Origin of the sequence: Nitrosospira sp. Nsp13, from assembly GCF_900101945.1 — a bacterium.
Lineage (GTDB): Bacteria > Pseudomonadota > Gammaproteobacteria > Burkholderiales > Nitrosomonadaceae > Nitrosospira > Nitrosospira multiformis_D.
On sequence record NZ_FMVD01000011.1, the window covers coordinates 23,505 to 47,063 of the forward strand.

The window sequence follows — 23,559 nt, forward strand, 5'->3', positions numbered from 1 at the left end:
CTCCACCCATCCTACTTGGCTATCCAATGGCTAGAATTTGACGCCGGTGCCGACCAATTCCGACGAAACAATCTTGTAAACGAATGCCGCCGGCTCGAGGCTATCCTGTAGATGACCGGCGACCTCAGCCTGGGGATACATGAAAAACGGGAGTTCGCCCAATATACTATCTTTCGCCAGGGTGATATCTCTGCCATGATTAAACGCTACCCAGTTCATTTCCCAGGCACCAAACAATTTCTCACGCAGCGCAGCCACGCGCGGATTGGTAATGGGTAAATCTTCATCCAGCGCCAGTTGGCGCACATCAGCGGGGTCCACGGGCACCCATCCCAGACCGGCAAGATAAAATTCGGGACGGCAGTGCTGAGCGGTGGAGACATCGCCTGATTGGCCAAGCGTTTTATGCGTCGCGGACTCATCGATCCGAATTCCATAATTATCCCGGGCGGGAACGCCGGCAGCCCGTGTGAGCCCAACAAACAGAGCATTGAGGTCGGCGCATTTTCCGCCCAGATTGCCGGATTCCAGCATGGATTTGATGTCACCACGCCCACAGCCCCGCGTTGCCGGATCACGATAGGAGTTCTCCACTACCCAATCGTATACCGCCTGCGCTTTCTTCAGCGGCGTTTGGGCACTGGCCTCTTTGACGATGGATAAGGCGGTCTTACGCACGATACCATCCAGCGGAATATGCTTGGTCGGTTGCAGATAACGCTTCACTTCCGCCGGGACACTGGCCGTGCCACTTTCGGTATAGTGACGTAAATCGACAACCCGATCAGTAGTCTTTATAACGCTGCTTACCGAGACATTGCGCGGACCAGTGCCGCGCCACTCAGCATAAAACATGGGCGACGTCGTTCCCGGAATATTGTCAAACCTGGCAATGTCCGCATTACCGCTCCATACGCTACCCTGGGAAAACTGATGGGCGGTGTCATTGGTATCCGGTAACGGCAGCCATAGACGCGCCTTTTTTCCCTCATTAGGAAGGTCGACTTTATAGGTCAGACGGTAGCTGCGCGATCGCGGCCGAACAGCTTGCTGACCGAATACGGATGACGAAATAGGAAATAATGCGGCGCTCACCCCACCGACCCCTGCTAGTTTGATAAAATCCCTACGCTTCATGACCTTTCCCCGCAATTCTGGTGCAATCTTAACAATCGAAAGCGCGAATCTAATCCTGCCTTTCGGCTAAGTCAACCCACATTTTCAACTCTTATTTCAAATCCCTTTTTTATCAATGACTATTCTTCCCGCCATCGAACTCGAAACCGGAGTTCACCCCACCCACACCATCTTATGGATGCATGGTCTCGGAGCCGATGGCAACGATTTTGTTCCCATCGTGGACGAACTCGGGTTGCCTTCCAGTCTTCACATTCGCTTTTTGTTCCCGCACGCGCCCATGCGGTCGGTCAGCATTAACCGCGGCTTAGTGATGCGCGCATGGCACGACTATGACGTAGTCGATCCACATTCCGGTGTTCGTGAAGAGATGGCAAGTTTGCGCGATTCTCAACGGGCAATCGAAGCGCTGATTGACCGCGAACTGCACCGCGGTATCGAGCCGGGGAATATCGTCCTGGCGGGCTTTTCCCAAGGCGGAGCCATGGCGCTGCATACCGGTCTGCGCTATCCGGAAGAACTCGCCGGCATCATGGCACTATCGTGTTATTTGCCGGCGTCACAAATGCTCGCGGCGGAAGCGCATCGAGCCAACGCCGGCATATCAATCTTCATGGCACACGGCAGTGCCGACAACGTCGTACCCATGGCACTGGCGGCGGCTGCAAGTCGGCAACTGCACGAATCAGGCTACGCCATGGAGTGGCACGAATATCCGATGGCGCATTCTGTTTGCGCAGACGAAATAGCCGATATCGGTGATTGGCTGAAACGTATTTTGACATAGCGCCATGAGAAGCCGGATGGCAGTGTGGTATGTAGGGAGTAATAAGCGAAGCGCATTACGCCGCATGTAAATCAACCTCGCTGCCCCAGTTACTTCATACGGCGCAATGCGCTTCGCTTATTGTCGCCCTACGATCTGCTCGCCGGTACGCCGAAAAGGGCCGCAACACGATATATGGCGCGGCTTCTGGCATCATTTAATTTTTGACTGGCCGCAATCTTGACGAATTCTTGACTTGCGCCTGACATTGCCTTCACACATACTATATTACCCTGTTGATGATAGGGTATTTCTATATATATATAACAGAAACGGAGAAGACTAAAATGCATGCAACTATCCAACATCCAGAACCAGGCAAACTGGCGGGTCAGCAGTCGAATTCCGTACTCGCGAAAGAAGATTGTGCGAAACAACGGATTGCCCATGTCGATGACGATCCGGATATCCGGGATACAGTCAAGCGTATCCTGAGTGCCAATGGATATATAGTTGATAGCTACCAGACAATGGGAGATTTTTTGGAATCCCTGCGGGAATCGGAAAATCCCCCGGATCTGGCAATTCTCGATGTGATGGTGGAAACCATGGATGCCGGTTTGGAGGCTTTTGTCGAAATCCGGAAACGCCTTCCACAACTTCACATGATATTCATGACTTCTCTCGGGGAAGAGATCCGTCCTTATTTTACAGGTGTATCCGACGAATGGATTTTGATCGTGGAAAAGCCGGTTGAACCGGCCAGTTTCTTATCGATTATTCGCAGCCGTCTGGACAATGCAAATAACGCAAAGGTTTAAAGTGGATACTTCCTCGAGAATTTAACCATGGCTCTTGCCGAATTTTCCTGGGATACATCCAGGAATCGCTTTGCGTTCTCCAATATCGGGGTGACGGGCTCGAAGCTTAGCGATGAAGTATTAATCGGCAACGCCCGATGGTTTATTATTTTTCGATGGGGTGTGATTGGCATTCTCATCCTTTTTCAGATAGTAGCGGTTATTGCTTCAGATACGCTTACCGAAGCAGGCATCACTCATCAACAAGGATGGCCGCTCGCTATCACTTTGGTATTATGCATTGCCAACATTGTTTGCATCTATGCTTTAGATTCCCGCCGGCAATCCAAGTATAACTCTCCGTCGATAAATATCTGGGCGCAGATTATTATCGATCTTCTGTGCCTCTCGGTTGTCGTGCATTTTGTTGGCAGTATCGCAACACCGGCCCCATTTTTTTATGTGCTACACATTGCCTTATCGTGTATTTTTTTCTCGGCAATGGAAAGTCTGATCGTGGCGATTCTGGTTTGCGTCATGTATGCAATCGTTTTAGTGATAGAAACCCCCCTTCTTTTTCTCTCTCCCCAATCCGTGCTGATTGGTCCTGGTACATCTGGCATAAATCTGCATAAAATTGATGTCCTTTCATGGATGTTTACCCTTGATGTACTGTTTGTCATTGTCTGGTATGTGGTTTCGCGGCTCGCTATTGTCGTGCGTACACGCGAACGCCAGCTCCTGGATGCTTACGAACAGATCAGCCGGGCTCAGGTTGAGAAGGACCGGTACGCGGTTCTGATGACACATCAACTCAAGGCGCCACTCGATGCGATTCGCAGTAAAATCAATTTGATAAAGGGCGATTATTGCGGAGAAGTTTCGCCTGAAATAAAAGACGTCATACTAAAAATAGATTATCGTGCTTCCGGTATGGCAGGTCTGATTCTGGATGTACTCAAACTTGAACGATTGAAAGCAGCGGCCCGGAGTGAAAATGCGCGGGAGCATGTCAATATAGAGGCGGTAATCTGCAAGTGCGTCGACAAATTAAATCCCATTGCCAGTTCACGGCACATCGACATCAAAGTATCGATTGAGGATTTCGTGGTCGAAGGTATTCGCAATCAGCTTGAAATTCTCTTCGAGAATATCATTTCAAATGCCATCGCTTATTCATACGATGGGGCATCGGTAGAGATCACATCGGTTATCGACAGGCAAAGCTTATCCACTGTGGTAACAGTCACCGATCATGGGATTGGAATCGGAGAAAAAGACTTGCCGCATATTTTTGATGAATATTTTTATACGCCCAGAGCCGTGCTCCACAATAGAACATCCAGCGGGATAGGATTGTCGATCGTAAAAACCGTTGCGGAAAATAACAAACTGCAAATCAAGATTTCCAGCGAACCCAACATAGGAACAGCCTTTTCCGTTGTCTTTCAGGGCGCGAAAAGCGCATCGGTTGCGGAAAAGAGTGTACAAAAACCTGGGAGTCCGGTTGCACATCCGGCAAACTCGCAGGCGGGATCGCTGGAGCCAACCGGTTAAAGGCGGACGTTCGTAGGGGCCTACTCGCTCATTCGCGGGGTAAATCGCCTGCTTGCCGTCACGACCTATCCGGACCAGGTTCGGTCAGTAATTTTTTTCTCGTAGTCTTAAGCTGCCCCCGCTGTATTTTGCTGTCGAGCCTCTTTGCTTGCGAACTACGAGTCGGTTTGGTCGGTTTACGTATCCGGGGTACCTTGGTTGCGCTATCGATAATCTCATATAGACGCCCCAGTGCCTCCTCGCGGTTTTTCTCCTGGCTACGGCACCGCTGCGCCTTGATAACGATAACGCCTTCCTTAGTAATGCGCTGGTCACTCAGTTTCAGCAACCGCTCTTTGTAAATCTCGGGCAGCGATGACATGCCGATATCAAAGCGCAGATGAATCGCGCTCGATACCTTGTTTACATTTTGCCCGCCAGATCCCTGCGCCCGAATCGCAGTTATCTCGATCTCGTTTTCAGGGATGATAATATCCATATAGAGTTTTCGCTACTTTCCGGTAATCCGCGGCAGGTGTAGGTTGGGTGAGGCGCGGACTCCCAGCCTATACCTGCTACGTGCTTGTATATGTTTGCAATTATGCCTCCATCCCATTTCTAGTAGGATGAGTGGAGGAAGCGCAACCCATCATTCGGCTCTGGAGTCTGGCTAGACTCTTTGCTTTGGATCTTCTCAGCACGGCCAAAACAGCCTCGGTGAAAACCCGAAATCCTGTGTCGCATCAGTGTGATCGAAACACAGATCGACATTCATGCGCACCGCCATTTCCGGTGTCATGTTCCGCTTGCCGGGCAGCAGCATGATGACACGTATCGCCCCACGAAACAGCCATGCGGGGATAATCAGAAAACGTGCAGGCTTGCCAAGTGAACTAAAAATTCTTTCAACCATCTGACGGTAACTTAATGTCTCGCCACCGCTCACGTTATAGGCCCTACAGAACGTAACCGGCTGATTAAGCGCCATGATGCACGCCTCCGCCAGATCATCGGCATGTACCGGTTGCCGTAATCCCGAGGCTTCCCCCAATAAGGGAAAAAAACCATAATACTGAATAAAGCGTGCGATCACCGCGATATTCTTATCGTGCACGCAATCGTAAACCAGCGTTGGGCGGAATATTGTCCAATTCATTTCCAAAGTGCTGCTTAGACGCGTAATCGCTTCTTCCGCCGCAACAAAGCGTGCGACCAACTGTTGTTCACCCGTATCGGCAGAACTAGCCTTGCTAAACAGGCTGGTTGAGCCAAAGCCGATTATCCGCTTGATCTGAAGCGAACTCAAAACCGGTAGCAACGGTGGCAGCAGCCAAAGGGGGGCGAGATGAATGAGCGCCTGCGCGTTGATCCTGGGTAATTGCTCCGGATGAGTCATATCTACGGGGTGCCAGAATACTTTCTTATCAGCTGCGCCTGGATTCTCACGGCAATTGCGGCTGATGGCATGCACTTCGTAACCTGCATTCACCAACCGGGGCAACAAGAAACGTCCAATGATACTGGTCGCCCCGGTGATAATAACTTTGGGAGGAGAGGCAAGATCAGACATTGAGCGCTAAACGTCAGGTTTGAGTTGAGAAAGCCAGTCCGCCTATAGTGGCCAGGAAGACAGAAAGTGCCGATTATTTTTACCCGGATCCGGCAATGCGGCGGGCGGAGTAATAGGTGGCCACAGCCGCAAAGCGCAACCATACCCCCAGCGCCACCAGCCACATCAAAACGCCGGGATACTGATGCCGGAAGAATTTGCGATAAAACCGCATCATCCCCTTGTGCTTGTGCCACTCCACAAAAATGGGGCGAGACCGGCTGCATACTCCCTTATGGTGCATAACCGGGGCATCCGGTACGAAAAGGATTTTCCACCCCTTCTGCCGAAAGCGCATGCACCAGTCAAAATCCTCACAATGCAGAAAATAACCCTCATCCCAAAGACCAACATCCTCGATTGCCTCCCGCCGCACCAGCATCAGCGCCCCGGAAATCGCCTCCACCTCGATCGGGCGATCCGGCAAGGCCTGCTTATGCAGATGAAAATCATAAAATACGCGGGGCCAAAATCTCGCAAAGCGGTATAACCCAAAGGCACGAACAAATGAACGCCAAGGGGTAGGAACCGCACGGCGCCCTCCCGCCTGCTCGGTGCCATCCTCATTGGTTAATAGCCCACCTACCATACCGGCTTCCGGGCTGCTCTCCAGCATTTGGACCATCCGCTGTAACGAATCGGCACGCAAAACGCAGTCCGGGTTCAGGAATAGCACATAAGCGCCTGCAGCCCGGGCGATACCGATATTGCAGGCCGCGGCAAAACCGAAATTGGTTGTGTTGCGAATGATCTTGAGTTTCGGTTCTTCAGGAAAACGTTCCGTGCAAAGCTCAAGACTCAAATCTGTGGAGGCATTGTCCACTACCAGTACTTCACTCACCTGTGCCAATGCTGAATCGATACATGCTGTCAGGAATTGCCCGGCATTGTAATTTACGATGACGACGGAGACTGAGGACTTATCTGAGTGAGTACCTACCTCAATAACCATTGGCATCTTTCATCTGTCGACTTCGCTTTCCAGTCCATCAAGGAAGCGAACATGGAACCGATAGTCGTCAAGTGGCCTGACTGCCGTCACCCGCCAAGGCATCGTTGGTTGTATGGGCGGGATTACGGAAGAGGCGGTATCTTCGGCTGATTGCGTGTGCATAATTCCCAATCCTCCATAAGTCCCTCGCGGTGCTCCTGCGTCCATTCAAGCACTAGTACGAGCGCTCGCCGTGACATTTTTTTTCCAGCACCCTCAGGGTGCGTATGTCGATCAATACTTCATCCTGCGCATAGTTCGCGTGAAAATGCAGTGGCGCATGATCGTCCCAAAATATCTGAATTATAATCCCATAAACATTCAAAGAGTTGTCGAGAAACTCATTGTAAATCAACAAAGGATATTCAGGCCTTTTTTAGTGGTTTTGTGGGACAGTAGTGAGTCTGACCCCATTGATCCCCATTGATCCCCATTGATCCCCATTGATTCTCGGACCCCATTGATCCTCACATTGATCCTCAATGAGCTTTGGAGGGGATATGGATTCGGGGAAAACGATTGAACTTGCTGGACTGATGAATCTAATTGAAGATTGGGAGCAGTGCCCGGCTGAAATTCATGGATGCCAAGTCGACACCCGTCCCGATTGTAGGTAAGATTAAGGCTTTCGTTTGGGGATGAGAAGATGCCTGATCTTGCTTGGAACGGCGCGTTCTGGAATGGCCTTTACGATTGGAATACCGGCGGCGAGGAGTGGTCAAAATACTGGGGCGGAAGCGAAGCGCAATGGTTCGGTTCGATCTATCCTAGGCTGCATCGATTCTTGCCTGCCAAGAGTGTCTTGGAGATCGCTCCCGGCTTCGGCCGTTGGACCAAGTTTCTGATCCCCGCCAGTTCCAGTTATATCGGCGTCGATCTTTCCCAGGAATGTATCGATGCTTGCGGTCGCATTTTCACGGAAGGCAGCATCTCCACACCCGTTTCGTTCATGAAAAACGATGGCCTGTCGCTGACCAACGTGCAAGAGGCAAGTTGCGACATAATATTCTCGTTCGATTCCCTCGTGCATTGCGATATGGAGATCATCCAGTCCTATATCCCCGAGATTCTGCGTGTGTTGAAACCCGGTGGTGTTGCGTTTATCCACCACTCCAATCTGCTTGCCTTTGGTAATTCTATCGGCCAGCCCCACGCTCGCAGCTTGACGGTATCGGCCGATACCGTCGCAAGTTCCATCGAAGGCGCGGGTGGTTCTACCCTGATCCAGGAGGTCATCAATTGGGGCGGTGAGCATATGCACGACTGTCTGACGCTATTCGGCAGATATCGCGTCGGGACGGAACTGGTCCGCATTGAGAATCCCCAATTTATGGTGGAAGCCTTAAGCATCCGAGATTTTCAGGCGCCGTGGTCGCGTCAGGCTAGTCGCTCCTAACTCCCCCAAACATCTGACCAAAGTCTGGCGTGTACTTGTCTGTTGCTTTTTCGTGTCTACGGCATAGGCCAGCCGCCGCACCGTTTCAGTCAGGCGCAATATCTCATCAGCCTTCTCCTTCAATTCCCTTCGAGAACTTATGCGCGGCAACTCCTGGACGATCGATTCTATCTTGGATAGGTTGACGGCGAGGAAGTTTATGGTGGAGCCGGGCATCTATAGCTTTCCTTGCCGGCTGATGACCTTCTTTATAAGTTTGTATAGCAGCACCACCACCATCCCGATAGTGAACGTAGGGCTCTCGTACGCCTCGCCAGCCGCATTCACGATGTAATTACCTTTCTTATACATTGCGGTAAATGCAAACCGGATCAACTCTCCGCTCTCGGCATCCGCCACCAATGTCCTGGCAGCCTGTAGCGTCTCGTGAGAACTCGATCCGGGATGAGCTTAAATGGTGTCTCCATCTTGTTCTTTCATTTTATCCGTTGCTTCGTCGTCCGGAAATAAGTCGCCCCTTCTTATTGTTTCTCCGGCCACTCCGTAACCTGATTTGCACCCGATGGGGTGGATCAATGGGGTCAGACCCGCTACTGTCCCACAATTTATCATTACCATAAAGCTCCCTGGACGGGTTGATGATCACCCGGCGGCGGTTCAGTCTTGATCAGCCTAATCAGGTCCCGTTTTGCAAACAGGTTAAGTGCGAGCAACCTCAGGATTTGTTGCTGAGATATTGCAACTTGATGACTGAGTTTGATGAATGCCAACAGCAAATAGACGCACATGGTAATCCAGATTTGGGTCATCAAGGCATTTTTACTGATGCCCAAAAACGATTTGATCTTGAGGTTTTGCTTGATCATTTAAAGAACAACTCCACTTGCCAGCGCTGCTTATAAATGGCAGCAATGGTTTGCGCGGACAGCTTGAAATGGTTGGTGATAAAGATATATTCCCGTTGTGTTTGCGCATCCTGGTAGACCACTTGGCGCACGCTGGGCAGCGCCTTCTGGCGCGAGAGTGCGAATTGAAGCGAATGACTGCATCACTGATGACGCTCGAATGAACAGGAACGGCACACCGTTCAATAACTTCATAAGTGGCGTTGCCCCGTTGTCGGGTGACGTAAAAGATCCCCTGCCCGGTCAGTAACTTGTAAGCAGTTGCAAGAAGACTGTATTACAATGCGCCATGGCTTGGATTCCTTTGTTTTTCAAAGGGTTGTCGATAAACTCATTGTAAATCAACAAAGGATATTCAAGCCTTTTTTAGCGGTTTTGTGGGACAGTAGTGAGCCAGACCCGTCTGTTCAAGCGTCAAAATGGATTAATCACGTCAACGCCGGTAGACGAAACTTAAACCAAACAGCCTCCATGAAACCCAGGGCGATTCAGTAACCGGAACTTTATCCGGATCGACCAAGCATGTAAGTGTTCAAACGGGTGACCTATTGGCGGCAATTCCTAAGCATGAAGATATGTTTTATACTTGTAAAATAGAAAAAACCCCTTCCGATTCCGGTATTCGTCCTCTGTTTCCCTACCAGCAGGCGCTGATAGATAAAATTGCTCGGTCATGAAAATGTGGTTGGTCAGGGCGACTTTGAAAGTATGTTTTTGACTTTTCTACACAACGCATTCCTGCCTCACTGCAGCATTAAAAAAAGGAAACTATATGCAAAAAAATCTTGTATCTCGAACCTCTAATGTTGAATCAGATCTAACCCAAGACACAGATTACGACCGCTTGGTTAAAGAAGAAATTGAGGAATATTCCAACATTGAGATCACCGAAGATTTAAGAGAAGGAGGCATTCACGCTCACGACTCCTGGGCATACTGGTTCCAGTTTCTTGCCCGTAAGTGGGGGACATTCTTAAAACAGGAAATCGTCGAATTTTGCGAATCACGCCATAACCCACGAATTCTCAGTTTAGGATGCGGATATGGTGGGGTAGAGTTAAGCATCGCTGATTCTCTGAAGCGCCCCTTCGAAATGCTGGGTCTCGATTTAAATGAAAGCATCTTGGAATCTCCACGTGCGGTAGCACTAAGAAAAAATCTGCCTATCCGCTTCCAGGTAATGGATATAAACTTTCTCGCAATAGCGGAGGGGGAGTTTGATGTTGTTATGGCGCACGCATCACTTCATCATTTATTAAATCTTGAACATGTCTTCCAGCAGATTCAGAAAGGACTAAAGGATGACGGCGTTTTAGTCGTTCAAGACATCATTGGAAAAACACAGGTTTTATTCTGGAAAGAAAACGTTGAATTTACTCAAGAATTGGTTCGCTCCTTACCTTCTCGCCTCACTAAAGGTGTGACTATTCCCCCATACGTTGAACCAGAATTACAGATTGGTATGGAGGGGATAAGACAGGAAGAAATTGAAGAGCAAATAGATCTTCTCTTTAAACCTGTTCGCACTTTTCACTATGGATCTTTTATGCGTCTGATCTGTACACATCCGGTGCTTGGAAAACGACTAAACCCCGATGACGAACAAGACCGTGAAATTTTGGATCATCTATGCCGCTTGGATTTGAAGCAAATTGAAGACGGAATCCTTCGCCCAACCGAGGTTTTAGGGGTTTATAGTAAGCGTTAAATTAAGGGATATTTGAAGATAATCGTCGAATAGCATTTTGCCTCCAGAAAATTTGTGATAAGGCATGGAACATGCTTTATACATCATCGATTAATTGTAGATAGCAAGATAGGTTAAAAATTGCCGCCATTCTATTCTTGGCGGATGCTGAGCTGCTCAAGAAAGGCTTGGTATTCCAAGCTGGCATACTGAATAGCTGCGATCCCAATGCAACAACAGGCCGAGAGAGGTAGCTTACGTTGCTCCATTCCCGGAGCGTGCATCTTTATTGTGTGCCTGCATCTTTTCTTTCAATAGACGACTACTAGCAAGGATCAGATCCGTATATTCATGGTTTTGAATGCCCCATAGGGTAGATTCTTGAGATTCTTTGTGTCCAACCAGAAAGGGAGTAGTAGTCAATACCTTTATAGCCCCATAATTTTCAAGATAGCGATCGATAGTGTTGGTTGTTACGTCATGGTTGGTCTCATCCCATTGCGCAATAGTATCGAACACACGTTGATTGTAGACGTTAAAAACCGTACTGATTAACTTATCAATAGTGGCAAAGTGATGGCCCTGGTAGATGTGTGTTTCCAGGATACGCACATTCTTATTGAGGTCGGCCATTAGTCCCGAGAAAATATCCCAATCTATGTTCTCTTCGTTCAAGTAATTCCGTATGTCTTGCCACCGCGCGGCAAAATCGGGTGGAAATTCGACATCATCTTCGCAGATGGTTACTTGCGGCAAGCGCTGTTGGCGTGCCAGCATGATCATCAACTTATAACTCATTGCGCAGCCCAGCCAACTTTGAGTGTGCCTCAACCCTGGGAAACACGAAAAACCAAAATAATTGTCTTTGTTGAATTCGGCTGTACGTTCAGCATATTCTGGCAAGGTAAGGCAAATTTGGTCACTGGGCAATTTGCTTTTGTGTCCAATCTGGCTCCAGAAATCTTCAAACGTAATGTTGTCTGTTGCCAAGAGGAATCTATAAAAGAAATAATCGAATCGATTGAATTGCTCTTGGAGCAAGAGGCGATTCTCAGAAATACGCTGTTGACGCAGGCTATCATTGTCTAGCCAATAGCGCACGCGCTCAACCATGCTAGATACATCATCAACATCCACAAAATCAATTAGTTTTGTAAGGTTGCTATGTTGATCCATGTCACTTGAGCGTTCTGAGATGACGAGCTTATGTAAGGACAGACATTCCCAAATTCGAGTGGTTTCTAATAATGCGCCGGCATAATAATGAATGTTTACAACGACGCGCGCGTTTGCCAAGGCAGTATGAAGCGCTACACCGAAGAGGTTATTAATTATTTTTATGCGGCAATGCCTTTCAAGCTCGTGCAGGAACTTTTGTCTCCGTTCATTGTTTGCGTCACCATAAAAAATCACATCGTAGTTTTCTTCGGTAGGATTTAGTTCGGGCTCATAATCAGCAACGTGATCTATCGGAAGATAATAAAGCTGACGCAGGCTCAAGCCTTTAAGCTTGAGAAAGTTGATATTAACGGTAGAGTAGTCGAGAACAGCAAGCGAGTTTTCTAACATGCGCAGATATTCGTCAGTAAACCAGCGTGAACTAACCGACTGTTCCATCTGTAGGGTGATGTAAAAGCGCGGTAGTTGTATAAACATATGGGGACAAATGACAAAGTGAGTATCATCACTGAAACCTTGAATAGGGCGCTCATGAATGATTTGTGACTTGATGCCGACTCGAGACAAGGCTATTGAGATGGCTTGGGCGACGTAAAGACAATGTGGGGTAGTCAGGATGACCGTGGATTGCCCTGAGCTCGATCGCAAGAGAAGTTTGCGTCTGACGGCGGTCGACATGGGTGCTTGGCGCGGCCCACCCCGTATAATGAACTCGATTGCGTGGCGGAATGTTTCTATTATGCCTAATTCTCGCGCGTATAGGATATATCCGCGTAGCGCCTCAGGCTGTTCTTGAAAATACTTTACCGTCGCACTCATACGAGAGAATTTAGTTCGTATGTTTTGTGCCCGAACGCTCAAAATGCGTAGGAGTTTAGTGGTTCGCCACGAAATGGCTAGCATATTACGATAAGCAATAATTAATATCCCAATTGGATTATTTAAATGTTTCTTTTTTTCATAATCCCTTTTACCTTGCAGGCCTTGAATGCTGCCCAGTAAGCTCGATAGAGCAGATTGCGATTTTCATCATCCAGATCGAAGCCAGCAGCCAGTTTTAGATTGACCATTGAATCGAGACTACGGGCGGATCTGATGATTGCTTCATAGTGTTTATCGATCATCGCCCAGTTCTGCTCCGAATCTATCGTTTCTGTCCATTGCTGGATTTCAGGTTCAGGATGAATCTGGCTGAAAACATGGTTGGATGCGCCTTGGCGCTCCAGCCGGTTGCAGAAGGCATCGAAATCTATTTTTCTAATCATATAGGAGATTGCGTTTTTATTGAAAATAACTCGCAAGCCTTGCTTGGATAGCCGATAACCCAGTTCGATATCCTCGCAGCCGAATCGAAAAACAGGATTGAACGTTCCGAACTCCAGTAATAGCGAGCGCTTGCAGGAAGAGCGTCCACCCCAGAAGTAGGTATAATCCAGAATATCGCCGTGCTTTAGCGATGAATAGGAAAATAAAAAATGACCTATCTCGGTCACAAAATGCATGAGGGAGTTTCCGCTAATTTCCGGGCTCAGTGCTGTATATCCGAGTACCGCATAGTTCGGGGCAGGAAACTCTTTATGTGTTTTTACGTGTTCCTCCAGCAAGGTTTCCTTTGCAATATCGTCGTCATCCAGAAAAAGCACAATGTCACCGCGGCACGCAAACAGACCGTGATTTTTGGCACTAGCTAGTCCAGCATTGCGTTGATAGGTATAGCGAAGCGGGAGTCTTGAAGTATAGGCAGCTACGACTGCCTCGGTATCGTCGACAGACCCATCATTTATTATAACAACCTCGAAATTGTGCGCAGATAATGTTTGTTTGCACAAGCTGTCAAGTACCTTATCCAACAAGAATGCGCGATTGTAGGTACAAATTACCGCGCTAAGGATCGGCTTTACTGAGTCGTAAGCCATGATTGGTAACTCATCAGACATAGGATTCCAATATAAAAAACGCGTCTTCTCTTGATAAATGTGGTCGCTCGGCGAGATACTTGTTCATAGCGTTTTTACTGGCCTCATAGTCGTAATACGCCACGGGTTTACGCAAGTTGTGAGTAACTGGTACAGCATCGACGATGCCCATTTTAAGGCCGTACCTCTCTGCCAGAACGGGCCACACAAAATCATTACCCCAACCCATAGGACTTGTCTCGTCAAATGGTAAAAAGTAATCGAATGTACTGCGATGTAGTGAGAACAGAGGTCCAATTTCGATGAAGCGTGTCCGGCGGGCGTCGATGCCATCCAATTGTTCAACGAACCAATGATCAATATAACTATTATGTGTTCGAGCAGGCTGAGCAATGGCGAAACCGTGGTGTGATACCAATGCAAGATAGTTGTCCAGGAAGCCAGTGGGTAAATGAATGTCATCATCACTTACTACAAGGTACTCAAAGTCGTGTAGCTCAACTGTCTTCAGTAGCTGATTTAGCAATAAAAACTTTGGCGAAGGTGTATTGGTAACTCGTATTGTGAAGTGCGCTGTATCTGAGTCAGGTTGGCCTTGACCCAATGCAACCCATCGCTGTTCCACCTTCCAATTGCTGCTATCTGCAAGTTCCCGAGTAATCTGGGAGGCAAGATTCTCCTTGTCCACAAGATATACTCCAACCACCAGTATCTTGCTTGCCGTCTGTTTTTGTAGATCGTTGCCCATGTAGTGGTTCCTTTAGTTTGGGTGGAGCATTGATCAAAGTGAACTCACCGCACAGGCGGTAATTGCGACCCCATCCTCTTGGCATTCAGTTAGACTGTATTCATTTTGTGTCCGAGTAAAAATCCTGGCCATTCGTTTCTGGGTTGCAGCGAGTGAATAATTGGCTGCCAGATAGGCAAGCGACTCTGCGGAAAGGTTGCGCCACAAAGGTTCATTACTATAAAGCTGAACCACTGCGTCGGCAAAATCTTGAGGATTGGTTGCAATCAAAACATGCTTTCCATGATGAAGACCCATACCTTCTGCTCCAATCTGTGTGGTGATTACCGGCAGTCCATGCGACATGCTTTGACCCACCTTGCCTTTCATGCCTGCACCAAAACGCAATGGTGCTACAAATATACGACAAGACTCAAAGTAAGGTACTACGTCCGCCACAAATCCCAAAGGTTCTACATTGGCCGAATGTAATGATTTTATCGACATCGGCATATTGCTTCCGATAATATAAAAAACTAAGTCAGGGATCTTTTCAATGATCCGTGGCAGGATATCTTTAACAAAGTATATAACTGCATCTTCGTTGGGTTTATGCCAGAAGCCCCCAATGAAGAGTAGGTCCTTGCGTTGATCGAAAGACGTTCTCGGGGGGCAAGGTTCGTGAATGTTTGGCAATACGGTAACTTTCGCGTCTGGTTGCTCAATGAGGAGGCGATTTTTTTCTTCATCAGTGATCGCGAGTACTAGATCCGCGCAGGCAGTATTGAAAAGTTCCAAACGTCGAAAGTGTGCTATGACATCAAGCAGAGCACGATCACCCGATATTTGCATCTCACGCTCAAATCTGACCCAATGAAGATCGACGGTATCATAAATGATGGTGGCATATAACGCATACGCTCTGACATAGGGCAGGTATTGAAAAGCTACTTCTGGTCGGGACAGTAATACAAAATGATATTTTCCCCCTATGGTCGCTAGGTGACTGCGAGCTGCATCGAATCCGTGAAGAACATCGATACTTTGTCTTTCCAGTACCTCCTGGTAATGGGGCAAGCGTTCCTCCGAATCGGAGATAAAAGTGATGCGGAATCCCATCTCCCGTAGCAAGCGAATGATTGCTGACATGCGTACAGATCCGGAATCCTGGTCGGGAGTAGGTGTACGGAGATCAACCACCAATACCCAAGGATCATTGGGGTCGAATTGCTTGGCACTTGCCGCTATCATAGGCAGAGTTTCCCGGTTTGCGTCAAGTTGAAAGGTGTTTTCGTTGGCGATGCCAGGATTATCAGACTGATTAGAATTGTCAGATTGATTGAAGGTGCCGGACTGATGTAGATAGATTTCCTTAAGTCGTTGCTTGACAGTTAAAGGTAATGGAAAGTTTTTATATACACGACGCAACAGGTTATTGAACCCAGCGGAGCGGATGATTCCCGCCAGTGCTCCTTGTTTCGCGTGTATGCCCAGCGTTATCAATATTGATTTGGTTGCTCGGATGGGACTGGTCAAGCGCCAGGAAGTAGAAGCATGAATCTCCACAATCTGATCCTCAAACTGATACTGCAACCTGGCGATACGATTGTTACATTCGATCACGGTCTGATTAAGGCTAGCGATTTGCTTATCTCGCTCACCTAAGACTTGGTTAAGATATGCGACTCGTCTATCGCACTGGGTCACGAAGGATGATGTCGGCATTTGCCCTGATTGAGAATTTGAAAGGTCTTGTGATGTATGTTCCGATATCTCTCGCTGTATGGTGGATTCTGGCTCGAACTCTAACTTGGCGATGCAGTTGTTATATTCGATAACGGTCTGATTGAGATTGACGATCTGTTCATTTTGCTGAGCTATGACTTGGCTTAACCCGGCAATGCTATTGCTATGATTGATCAAGATCTGATTGAGGTTGACGATCTGTTCATTTCGTTCAGCTATGATCTGACTAAGGTTTAGGACTCGCTTATCGTGCTTGGCTATGGAAAAAGCTGGCAGCATTTGTTCTGACCAAGAATATAGAAGCCCTTGCGATGTGCGTCCGCTTACCTGTCGCTGAATATCAGACTCCAGCTTGATAAAGCGTAAAAAATTATCGTCCGAAAGCAAATAACCTGCCGAATACAAAGCTGATTTAATAAACTCGCGCCGCGAATAGGTATGTCCCGTTGAGTTTCTGCCAAAGCACGCGACAGACTCAATTGCCAACAACAAAGTACGAAACAAGAGCCACCCAAGTTCGATATCACCATTTAGCGCCCATTCGGTGTCTATGACGAAAGGTTGTCCACTATAGCTGACAATAATATTCTGCGGAACCATGTCAAAAAAATCACCTGGAAGCTTGTCAGTTAGTTGTAACGAGACAATTGAATCTGCTTTCTCGCCAGTAACCAGAGAGAGCAAATTTATATAACGTCGAATGAAAGCTCCTACCTCTTCAATAGACCAATCTTCACGCGTAACTATTTTTATGAACTCCAGAGACAGGGGTATGCCCTCTGCATAAACAGCCCGCTCTGGGCACTCAAACTTGATAATCTGATCTGGCTTATCATTGGAATGGTTACCACCCAACAGATGATAGTTAACCCCCATCACGTGCTCGTCAAAATACTCGAATACTATTTCTTTACAATACTGGGGAATCCTGTCTGTACTATAGTGATATCCTAGGATCCCAGGCTTAATGACTTGTTGCTGCAATGATGATGCAACAATCAAGAAAGAATTGGCCATGTCCAAAGCTAATCCATTGTTGAACACTTCAGGCCAGGCCAGCTCTAGTAAAAAGTTCGTGCTCGATGGAAGCTGAGGATCACGTCTTACGCTTTGCCATGCTAACGCAGCACCATCAAATCTTTTGTTAGAAAGCCCTTCCTGGGTCAAAATGGAAACGGGTAGTTTGTAATCCGGGAACGGTGCCAGGAACTCGGCATTAGCGAACCCCGCTTCAGCCAATAGTTCAGCGATTGTTGCTCGACCAAAAGTTTGTGGTTGATCTGTTTTGTAACGGCCTTCAATACCATACATGGGTTGCCCCAAATGGTCTTCTGGTGCCCCTGCAAAGTATTTCAGTCCTAATTGGTTTTCGATAGCGATTATCAATTTGCCCTCGGGTTTAAGCAAAGACCGAACGCGTTGGAGCATTGCAAGTGCGGGACTCTCGCTAGTCGTAAAGAGATTGGCGTATTCGAGGACCCCGATGAGAGTGATCACGTCAAACCGGCGGTCACATTGGAATTGATCGAATTTTTCCGTCAGCACCGTTACATTTTTGAGATCTCGCGTTCTGGAGCGAGTGATCGTTGCACGGCGGGGGCTTCCCTCGAGTGCTAAAATGTTTGCACCACATTCACCCAGGTAACGAGTGATTGCGCCACAACCAGAACCGATCTCAAGAATATCGCCAGTGAACGATGCCGCAAATGGACGCAGGATGTTGGCACGCGTGCCAGATAGGTGATAGAGCGTTGGCCAGTCAGTACAGTGTTGACGCAGTTCTGTTGAAAGGACGGTAATGTCAGAAGCCTGATTGATGATACTGGCTATACGTAGCTCAGTCTCCTCCCCATCGCTGTAGCTGATGCCGGGATATTCAGAACGAAGCCAGATCTTCAATTTCGTATCAAAAATGTAGCCTGACGCTTGTAGATAATTTACCTGAAAACTCATATAGACTTTTAATGTAGATTCAACTTTGTAACCCAATTCCGCTAACTCTTTCTACTACAAACTCACTCATGAAATATGTTGAATGCCACGATATAAGCTTGTACGGATCCCAACCATCAACGAAACCAGCTTGCCCAAACGCGTCATATTGTTTATGCCAGCCAAAAGCCTTCTGTTCAGCCGCCATACGAGGAAGACGGTCTTTAAAAACTTTGTTATTTGCTTGTAAAGCATTTCGCAATGGATAGTGTTTCATCAAGAACTTGAGAGGAAAAATACTTCTCTCTTGAAATATCGCTTGATGCCCACCACTGCTGGCCAGATCGACCTTAGTGTTATTCTTCCATGCTTTTATTTGTTCAAAATGTCCAGGCCTTCTACCAAATTCAAAATGATTCAAATTATTCTGATAGCTATTAGATATCTGGGGTTGACGCGTCAAAAAACGGAAATCAATGACTGTAAAGTCAACAGCGCTATATCCGAGACTATTCACCCAGGCAAATGCATCTCTTAATGAGATCCCATACCATGGGCTGCAGCGTATTTCATCGGCATCATGGTGCATCACCCAATCAACATCAAGTTTTGCTGCATATTCCGCAGTTTTTTCCAGCTGTAGTTTCCATTTATAATCACCACTGCTTTTATCCGGAAATCTTTCCGCGTGACGCACCTTACCTGAGGTCACTAACGTATTTACAAGATCCCAGGACCCATCAGTAGACCAATTATCAAATACATGGATCTCAATGCCTTGTGAGACTAAATGCTCAACCACTTCGGGCAAAATATCAAACTCATTGAAGGTGTGAATTACCGCTGCGATACGAAAGTTTTGTGCGCTAGAAACTGGCTTAGCCGCATGTATGCCCGATACTGTCAAAATGGTCGATTTTACTTCATGAATGTCTGTATTGATTGTATGGCCGTATAAAGGAACATCTTCGAATCCCGAATCACGCATAAATCTCACAAACTCTGAAGCGTTCCACTCCATTGTATGGGCGGGATTTGCTGGTGGTCCGTTATCCAGCCAGCCACGTGCTCGGTCCCGATCGGGTGTTGAGATCAAAACATACGGAACTAACTTGGACAGACTGGCAAGAGCTCTCATTAGTCGATCCGGTTTCTTTAGATGTTCTATCACGTCAGAACATATGACAATTGATTTGTTGAGCACTTCGTCTGGAATTATTGGGAGTCCATTCTCAAGATCGAATTCTATAAATTGAGCGTAAGGTATTGACTGTCTGGCAAGATTAAGCGCAGGAGCATAGTCCACGCATATAATTTTATACTCTTCGCTAAATATCTTGAGCTTTTCCCCGGAACCACAACCGATATCAATAATTGATTTTGCTCCACTCCTTTGTGCTAAAAAACAAGCCAAACGGTAAACATGTGGCTGATATATCAGGTGACTTGGTAAATCCAGGTAGTGATCATGATTCTGACGGATTTGATACGTACGAGGTAAAAAGTAGTCCATATTCGATATCCTATCTCGTGTGCATTTCTATTATGGCGTTGTCAATCGCAACATACCCGCCTTGAACATGCAATATATCCTCAGCCCGAACACGAAACGGGAACAGATCATAAACGTGGCATAGCACAATGCTGGAATTTGGTACGCCGTCATCAATGCCTATTGTTATCAAATATTCACCAGGGCGGAGTGGAGGCATTGTAAATCTACAATTAAACAGCAATATTTTTCCAGGCGCTATCTCATCCAAGTCAGACCAAATCACGAAGCTATTGAAATGAATCACCGGTTCATTCAAATTATTAAAAATACCTAACCCCAATAAGGGGGATGTTACAAATTCTGAAAATTCGGCTTCCAATTCTACGGTTACGATACTTGACTGGCTTTCTATATCTGTTAATCCGAACTGTTCATCAAAAGCGACGCGAAAACGACCGAGCTTAACCATTCCAGGATTTTTTATGTTTTTGCAGTTACTCAATGACAACCAATTTTTTTTGCTATTATTAAGCTCCTCATCCTGGAATTGCGCCTCCTGTTCTTCCGCATATTTATTTTGTTGAGTTATATCATTAGTTGTAGGCAACCCATGGACCATTAGATTTGTATAGGCGCGCGTTATAGAGGCGGGTTTTCCTTGCGCCTTAATATATCCTGCTTCAAGCCATATGGTGGATTCACAGAAGGCATCAATTTGCCCCAAACTATGTGTAACAAAGAGAACTGAACAACCGTTTTCTCTCAACTCGTCAAATCTTCTAAAACACTTATTCTGAAAACGTATATCACCCACAGATAGCGCCTCATCCACGATAAGAATGTCCGGATCGACCTGCGCCTGCACGGCAAAAGCAAGACGCACCGACATGCCACTAGAGTATGTCTTGGTGGGTTGATCCATGAACTGTCCAATATCGGCAAAGGAGGCAATAGCATCAAAACGCTCGTCAATTTCTTCCTTACTTAGTCCAAGTACGGTCCCGTTCATGTAAACATTCTCGCGCCCGGTGAATTCTGGATTGAAGCCAGAGCCCAGTTCCAGCAAGGCTGCTATACGGCCTTTGGTATCTATATTCCCGCTAGTAGGCGCCAGCGTGCCACAGATGATTTGCAGTAGGGTGGATTTACCTGAGCCATTGCGTCCGATAATACCTACGGTTTCGCCCTTCTTGACCTCAAATGAAACATCCTTGAGCGCCCAGAATTCACGGTGGTATTGTTTGGGCGGCTGACCAATGAGTCTTTGCAGCCGCGGATAAAACGATTGCTTTAGTCGGTCATGTGGTTTGTCATAAATCTGGTAGCACTTGGAAAGATTTTGGACGCGAATGGCGATTACGCTACCGTTCGTTATTGTACTTTCATCTTCATAGCGTTTTTCCTCCTGCTCCTCTTTTTCAAGAGGCAGTGAAATAGCAGCGGATTCTGCAATATTTTTAGTTTCAGAGAACATCGGCAAATCCTTTGCGTGTTTTCTGGAACCAGGCAAAACCCGCACAGGCGATTAGCACTCCTGCTGCCATCATGATGCTCCATTGTCCAATATCCGGCAGTTGCCCAAAGACTAGTACCTTTCGCCCTTCTTCGATGATAAAAGCGAGTGGGTTGAGTTGTAGCCAAACCTGATATTTGACCGGCAAGATACTTAAAGGATAGAACACGGGGGAAATAAACAGCAATACCGTGGTAAACATTCCGGTCGTTTGTCCGACATCACGCACAAATACGCCAAAAGCGGCAAGAAACCATGCAAAGCCCATCGCCGTAAAAACTAGCGGAAGCAGAACAAAAGGGAAAAGAATCGCCGTCCAAGGAATCTGGTGACTCAGGATAAACTGCGCGATGAGCAGCACGCCTATACTGATGGTAGTGTGGAATAGCGCCGAACCAAAAGCAACCCAGGGAAGTATTTCAAGAGGGAAAATCACCTTCTTTACGTAATTGACGTTAGAGAGAATCAATGCCGGGGCGCGGTTAACACACTCGGCAAACAGCCCATGCACGATCATACCGACGAAGAGAATAATAGCGAAATCAGTTTTACTTTCTTCCCCGCCCACACCCCAACGTGCTTTGAATACAACAGAAAACACAAAGGTATAGATCACGAGCATGAGCAGAGGGTTAAAGAATGACCATGCGATGCCCATGATGGAGCCGCGATAGCGTCCGATGACCTCGCGTTTAACTAAAGCGGTGATCAGGCCTCGATTACGCCAGAGGCTGGCCGTCATTTCGCGCGGTGATATGGAAAACTTTTGCATGCGATTAACAGAGAAAGATTCTGTTTGATAACGGGACCGTCAGGTAAGCCACGAGTCTCATAATCTTCGGTCCATTCTGTTTCGCTTCCCATGCGATAACAATTGATCTGCGACATAAGTGGGAGGAGGCCTCGAAACCTTGCTGATAGAATGCCCACAGCTTGCCCCATAAGGTGTTCAGGATAAAAAGAATCAATCCCGGAATAAATAGTGAGAAAGCTGAGCGGTCCTGCGAGCCGACATTAGCGGGTTTTCTCGAATGGATGCTATCCATGAGTGCTCTGCCAGGCAATGGCAGAAGGGTTGGGCGCCTCAACTCAGATAATCCATTAATCGACTCTCCGAGCCTACCCGAGTGTTGGCGGTCAGTTGCGGCCATTTTCGCCGCTGGCTCGACGTCCATAGATCAAGCTATGGACTTCTCCCAGCCGGCAAAACTGTCTCGCAACCTGCCTCGCCATTATCTCGCGTCCTAATGGATTATCTGGGTTCAAAGAACATTATATTTCTATACGGTTTTCAATGGATGGGTGGAGGGAGGCGTAATCCATCATTGGAAATTTTCATGCCTCGCCCAACCGCAAACTCGCCAGCACCGGTCATGGTTGATTGTGTTGTGTGTGGTTTGATGGGTTATGCTGCTTTACCCATTCTACGTAAACGCTGGAGTGCAAACTTGTTAGGGCTGGATTTCGGGTCAAGCTCCGGATGATGAAATTCATCATCTGGGCATATGCCAGCAGTTGCTATTTCTGTCACATTGTGTGGCACATCATAACATAAACTTAAATTCGGCAATTGACCGCTCATTTTTAGCTCAGCGCTAGGATCAGCGTGCTTTCGCTTAGGGCGCATTCGTTTCCCCTTGATGGTTATTTCGGATAAATCGTCTTCTATCTGCTTGGATGCCATTTCTTGGTAATTTTTAAAATCTTTTTGTTAAGTATTGCATTTCCCTTAGAAGTGAATATAATTACGAATCATTCTCATTAATAATCGCTGAAGGAGCACTATATGGAAAAGTCAAGCGTAGTTCCGGAAGTGGATGTTAATAAAAGAAATTTTGTTATGCTGGAGCAGAACGAGCGGATTTACAGCGATACCTTGTTTCAGCATGGCGATGAAGTGTTTATTCAACATCAGGGCGAGCAATACCGTTTGCGCCGCACACGTAACGGCAAACTGATTTTAACTAAATAGTAGACTTGGGTCGCTTATCATGTATATTTGTGTCTGCAAAGGTGTAACCGATAGCGCAATCCGTGAGGCTGTCCACAACGGCGCTGACCGGATGCGGGATTTGAAAACCTGTCTGGGTGTAAGCGGGCAATGCGGGATATGTGCCTGCCACGCGAAAGAGGTGTTGGAACAAACACTGATGCAGAAAACGCTGGCGCAATACCAGCCCACATAAACCCACTCGCCTATGCGAGATCTCGCCTGAGGAGGCAA

General features: G+C 47.2%; 23 protein-coding genes and 1 pseudogene. 7 read left to right on the forward strand and 17 right to left on the reverse strand.

The window, feature by feature from the left end; translation table 11 throughout:
• Positions 1–30: 30 nt before the first annotated feature.
• A complete protein-coding gene (locus tag BLO43_RS12415) occupies positions 31–1,137 on the reverse strand; it encodes a transglutaminase-like domain-containing protein (protein WP_090907327.1) in 1,107 nt (368 codons plus the stop codon).
• A gap of 115 nt (positions 1,138–1,252) precedes the next feature.
• Here BLO43_RS12415 and BLO43_RS12420 point away from each other — a divergent pair, with 115 nt between their 5' ends.
• The 3 genes from BLO43_RS12420 (at position 1,253) to BLO43_RS12435 (ending at position 4,260) form a co-directional block, all read left to right on the forward strand.
• Positions 1,253–1,924, forward strand: coding sequence for an alpha/beta hydrolase (locus BLO43_RS12420; protein ID WP_090907328.1), 672 nt, complete (start codon positions 1,253–1,255; stop codon positions 1,922–1,924).
• A 326-nt stretch (positions 1,925–2,250) separates the two neighbouring features.
• Positions 2,251–2,724: a response regulator transcription factor gene (locus tag BLO43_RS12430; RefSeq protein WP_074630294.1), complete on the forward strand. Its 474-nt coding sequence runs from the start codon at positions 2,251–2,253 to the stop codon at positions 2,722–2,724.
• A 27-nt stretch (positions 2,725–2,751) separates the two neighbouring features.
• A complete protein-coding gene (locus BLO43_RS12435; protein ID WP_090907330.1) occupies positions 2,752–4,260 on the forward strand; it encodes a sensor histidine kinase in 1,509 nt (502 codons plus the stop codon).
• A 58-nt stretch (positions 4,261–4,318) separates the two neighbouring features.
• Here the strand turns inward: BLO43_RS12435 and arfB are convergent, their stop codons facing one another.
• The 5 genes and pseudogenes from arfB to BLO43_RS17270 form a co-directional block, all read right to left on the reverse strand.
• Entirely contained in the window at positions 4,319–4,738 is a 420-nt protein-coding gene (arfB, locus tag BLO43_RS12440) for an alternative ribosome rescue aminoacyl-tRNA hydrolase ArfB (RefSeq protein WP_090907331.1), read from the reverse strand.
• 195 nt (positions 4,739–4,933) lie between these two features.
• Positions 4,934–5,809, reverse strand: coding sequence for an NAD-dependent epimerase/dehydratase family protein (locus tag BLO43_RS12445; protein ID WP_090907332.1), 876 nt, complete (start codon positions 5,807–5,809; stop codon positions 4,934–4,936).
• A gap of 79 nt (positions 5,810–5,888) precedes the next feature.
• The gene (locus BLO43_RS12450; RefSeq protein ID WP_090907333.1) at positions 5,889–6,800 is read right to left on the reverse strand and encodes a glycosyltransferase family 2 protein; all 912 of its coding nucleotides are present in this window, start codon (positions 6,798–6,800) and stop codon (positions 5,889–5,891) included.
• A gap of 9 nt (positions 6,801–6,809) precedes the next feature.
• Positions 6,810–6,962 carry a DUF2442 domain-containing protein gene (locus BLO43_RS12455; protein WP_175443949.1) on the reverse strand — a complete coding sequence of 51 codons (153 nt, stop codon included), beginning with the start codon at positions 6,960–6,962 and terminating at the stop codon, positions 6,810–6,812.
• A pseudogene (locus tag BLO43_RS17270) lies at positions 6,923–7,197 on the reverse strand (DUF4160 domain-containing protein). The gene BLO43_RS12455 and the pseudogene BLO43_RS17270 overlap by 40 nt, the downstream one beginning before the upstream one ends.
• A 288-nt stretch (positions 7,198–7,485) precedes the next feature.
• Between BLO43_RS17270 and BLO43_RS12465 the strand changes: the two are divergent.
• On the forward strand, positions 7,486–8,235 hold the full coding sequence (locus BLO43_RS12465; RefSeq protein ID WP_090907334.1) for a class I SAM-dependent methyltransferase: 750 nt from the start codon (positions 7,486–7,488) through the stop codon (positions 8,233–8,235).
• A 216-nt stretch (positions 8,236–8,451) separates the two neighbouring features.
• Here the strand turns inward: BLO43_RS12465 and BLO43_RS12470 are convergent, their stop codons facing one another.
• The 3 genes from BLO43_RS12470 to BLO43_RS12480 all read right to left on the reverse strand — a co-directional run bounded on the left by BLO43_RS12470 (position 8,452) and on the right by BLO43_RS12480 (position 9,232).
• Positions 8,452–8,634 (reverse strand): hypothetical protein, encoded by a 183-nt coding sequence (locus BLO43_RS12470; RefSeq protein WP_139149277.1) that lies wholly within the window; start codon positions 8,632–8,634, stop codon positions 8,452–8,454.
• 212 nt (positions 8,635–8,846) lie between these two features.
• A complete protein-coding gene (locus BLO43_RS12475; protein WP_090907336.1) occupies positions 8,847–9,101 on the reverse strand; it encodes a hypothetical protein in 255 nt (84 codons plus the stop codon).
• The gene (locus BLO43_RS12480; RefSeq protein WP_175443950.1) at positions 9,098–9,232 is read right to left on the reverse strand and encodes a transposase; all 135 of its coding nucleotides are present in this window, start codon (positions 9,230–9,232) and stop codon (positions 9,098–9,100) included. Before BLO43_RS12480 ends, BLO43_RS12475 begins: the two co-directional genes overlap by 4 nt.
• A gap of 680 nt (positions 9,233–9,912) precedes the next feature.
• Between BLO43_RS12480 and BLO43_RS12485 the strand changes: the two genes are divergently transcribed.
• A complete protein-coding gene (locus BLO43_RS12485) occupies positions 9,913–10,848 on the forward strand; it encodes a class I SAM-dependent methyltransferase (protein ID WP_090907338.1) in 936 nt (311 codons plus the stop codon).
• Between the two features lie 234 nt (positions 10,849–11,082).
• Here BLO43_RS12485 and BLO43_RS12490 read toward each other — a convergent pair whose 3' ends face one another.
• From BLO43_RS12490 to BLO43_RS16505, 8 genes are all read right to left on the reverse strand, one after another.
• Entirely contained in the window at positions 11,083–12,825 is a 1,743-nt protein-coding gene (locus BLO43_RS12490; protein WP_090907339.1) for a hypothetical protein, read from the reverse strand.
• Between the two features lie 122 nt (positions 12,826–12,947).
• Positions 12,948–13,922: a glycosyltransferase family 2 protein gene (locus tag BLO43_RS12495; protein ID WP_175443951.1), complete on the reverse strand. Its 975-nt coding sequence runs from the start codon at positions 13,920–13,922 to the stop codon at positions 12,948–12,950.
• Positions 13,923–13,935: 13 nt separating this feature from the next.
• Positions 13,936–14,670 carry a hypothetical protein gene (locus tag BLO43_RS12500; protein WP_090907341.1) on the reverse strand — a complete coding sequence of 245 codons (735 nt, stop codon included), beginning with the start codon at positions 14,668–14,670 and terminating at the stop codon, positions 13,936–13,938.
• A gap of 33 nt (positions 14,671–14,703) precedes the next feature.
• A complete protein-coding gene (locus BLO43_RS12505; RefSeq protein ID WP_139149278.1) occupies positions 14,704–18,384 on the reverse strand; it encodes a glycosyltransferase in 3,681 nt (1,226 codons plus the stop codon).
• Positions 18,368–19,840, reverse strand: coding sequence for a methyltransferase domain-containing protein (locus tag BLO43_RS12510; RefSeq protein WP_090907343.1), 1,473 nt, complete (start codon positions 19,838–19,840; stop codon positions 18,368–18,370). Before BLO43_RS12510 ends, BLO43_RS12505 begins: the two co-directional genes overlap by 17 nt.
• Positions 19,841–19,850: 10 nt before the next feature.
• Positions 19,851–21,296, reverse strand: coding sequence for an ABC transporter ATP-binding protein (locus BLO43_RS12515; RefSeq protein WP_090907344.1), 1,446 nt, complete (start codon positions 21,294–21,296; stop codon positions 19,851–19,853).
• The gene (locus BLO43_RS12520) at positions 21,286–22,107 is read right to left on the reverse strand and encodes an ABC transporter permease (RefSeq protein WP_090907345.1); all 822 of its coding nucleotides are present in this window, start codon (positions 22,105–22,107) and stop codon (positions 21,286–21,288) included. The genes BLO43_RS12515 and BLO43_RS12520 overlap by 11 nt, the downstream gene beginning before the upstream one ends.
• Positions 22,108–22,740: 633 nt before the next feature.
• Positions 22,741–22,962 carry a hypothetical protein gene (locus BLO43_RS16505; protein ID WP_175443952.1) on the reverse strand — a complete coding sequence of 74 codons (222 nt, stop codon included), beginning with the start codon at positions 22,960–22,962 and terminating at the stop codon, positions 22,741–22,743.
• A gap of 213 nt (positions 22,963–23,175) precedes the next feature.
• On the opposite strand from BLO43_RS16505, the gene hemP reads away from it, so the two are divergent.
• Both hemP and BLO43_RS12535 read left to right on the forward strand, forming a co-directional pair.
• Entirely contained in the window at positions 23,176–23,307 is a 132-nt protein-coding gene (hemP, locus tag BLO43_RS12530) for a hemin uptake protein HemP (RefSeq protein WP_198140818.1), read from the forward strand.
• A gap of 19 nt (positions 23,308–23,326) precedes the next feature.
• Complete coding sequence (locus tag BLO43_RS12535; protein ID WP_074630277.1) at positions 23,327–23,521, forward strand: (2Fe-2S)-binding protein; 195 nt, start codon at positions 23,327–23,329, stop codon at positions 23,519–23,521.
• The last annotated feature ends 38 nt before the right edge of the window (positions 23,522–23,559 follow it).

Coding starts and splice junctions, on each gene's coding strand:
- BLO43_RS12415 (WP_090907327.1), bottom strand. CDS start 1,137: ATGAAGCGTAGGGATTTTATCAAACTAGCAGGGGTCGGTGGGGTGAGC.
- BLO43_RS12420 (WP_090907328.1), top strand. CDS start 1,253: ATGACTATTCTTCCCGCCATCGAACTCGAAACCGGAGTTCACCCCACC.
- BLO43_RS12430 (WP_074630294.1), top strand. CDS start 2,251: ATGCATGCAACTATCCAACATCCAGAACCAGGCAAACTGGCGGGTCAG.
- BLO43_RS12435 (WP_090907330.1), top strand. CDS start 2,752: ATGGCTCTTGCCGAATTTTCCTGGGATACATCCAGGAATCGCTTTGCG.
- arfB (WP_090907331.1), bottom strand. CDS start 4,738: ATGGATATTATCATCCCTGAAAACGAGATCGAGATAACTGCGATTCGG.
- BLO43_RS12445 (WP_090907332.1), bottom strand. CDS start 5,809: ATGTCTGATCTTGCCTCTCCTCCCAAAGTTATTATCACCGGGGCGACC.
- BLO43_RS12450 (WP_090907333.1), bottom strand. CDS start 6,800: ATGGTTATTGAGGTAGGTACTCACTCAGATAAGTCCTCAGTCTCCGTC.
- BLO43_RS12455 (WP_175443949.1), bottom strand. CDS start 6,962: ATGCACACGCAATCAGCCGAAGATACCGCCTCTTCCGTAATCCCGCCC.
- BLO43_RS12465 (WP_090907334.1), top strand. CDS start 7,486: ATGCCTGATCTTGCTTGGAACGGCGCGTTCTGGAATGGCCTTTACGAT.
- BLO43_RS12475 (WP_090907336.1), bottom strand. CDS start 9,101: ATGATCAAGCAAAACCTCAAGATCAAATCGTTTTTGGGCATCAGTAAA.
- BLO43_RS12485 (WP_090907338.1), top strand. CDS start 9,913: ATGCAAAAAAATCTTGTATCTCGAACCTCTAATGTTGAATCAGATCTA.
- BLO43_RS12490 (WP_090907339.1), bottom strand. CDS start 12,825: ATGAGTGCGACGGTAAAGTATTTTCAAGAACAGCCTGAGGCGCTACGC.
- BLO43_RS12495 (WP_175443951.1), bottom strand. CDS start 13,922: ATGGCTTACGACTCAGTAAAGCCGATCCTTAGCGCGGTAATTTGTACC.
- BLO43_RS12500 (WP_090907341.1), bottom strand. CDS start 14,670: ATGGGCAACGATCTACAAAAACAGACGGCAAGCAAGATACTGGTGGTT.
- BLO43_RS12510 (WP_090907343.1), bottom strand. CDS start 19,840: ATGGACTACTTTTTACCTCGTACGTATCAAATCCGTCAGAATCATGAT.
- BLO43_RS12515 (WP_090907344.1), bottom strand. CDS start 21,296: ATGTTCTCTGAAACTAAAAATATTGCAGAATCCGCTGCTATTTCACTG.
- BLO43_RS12520 (WP_090907345.1), bottom strand. CDS start 22,107: ATGCAAAAGTTTTCCATATCACCGCGCGAAATGACGGCCAGCCTCTGG.
- BLO43_RS16505 (WP_175443952.1), bottom strand. CDS start 22,962: ATGCGCCCTAAGCGAAAGCACGCTGATCCTAGCGCTGAGCTAAAAATG.
- hemP (WP_198140818.1), top strand. CDS start 23,176: ATGCTGGAGCAGAACGAGCGGATTTACAGCGATACCTTGTTTCAGCAT.
- BLO43_RS12535 (WP_074630277.1), top strand. CDS start 23,327: ATGTATATTTGTGTCTGCAAAGGTGTAACCGATAGCGCAATCCGTGAG.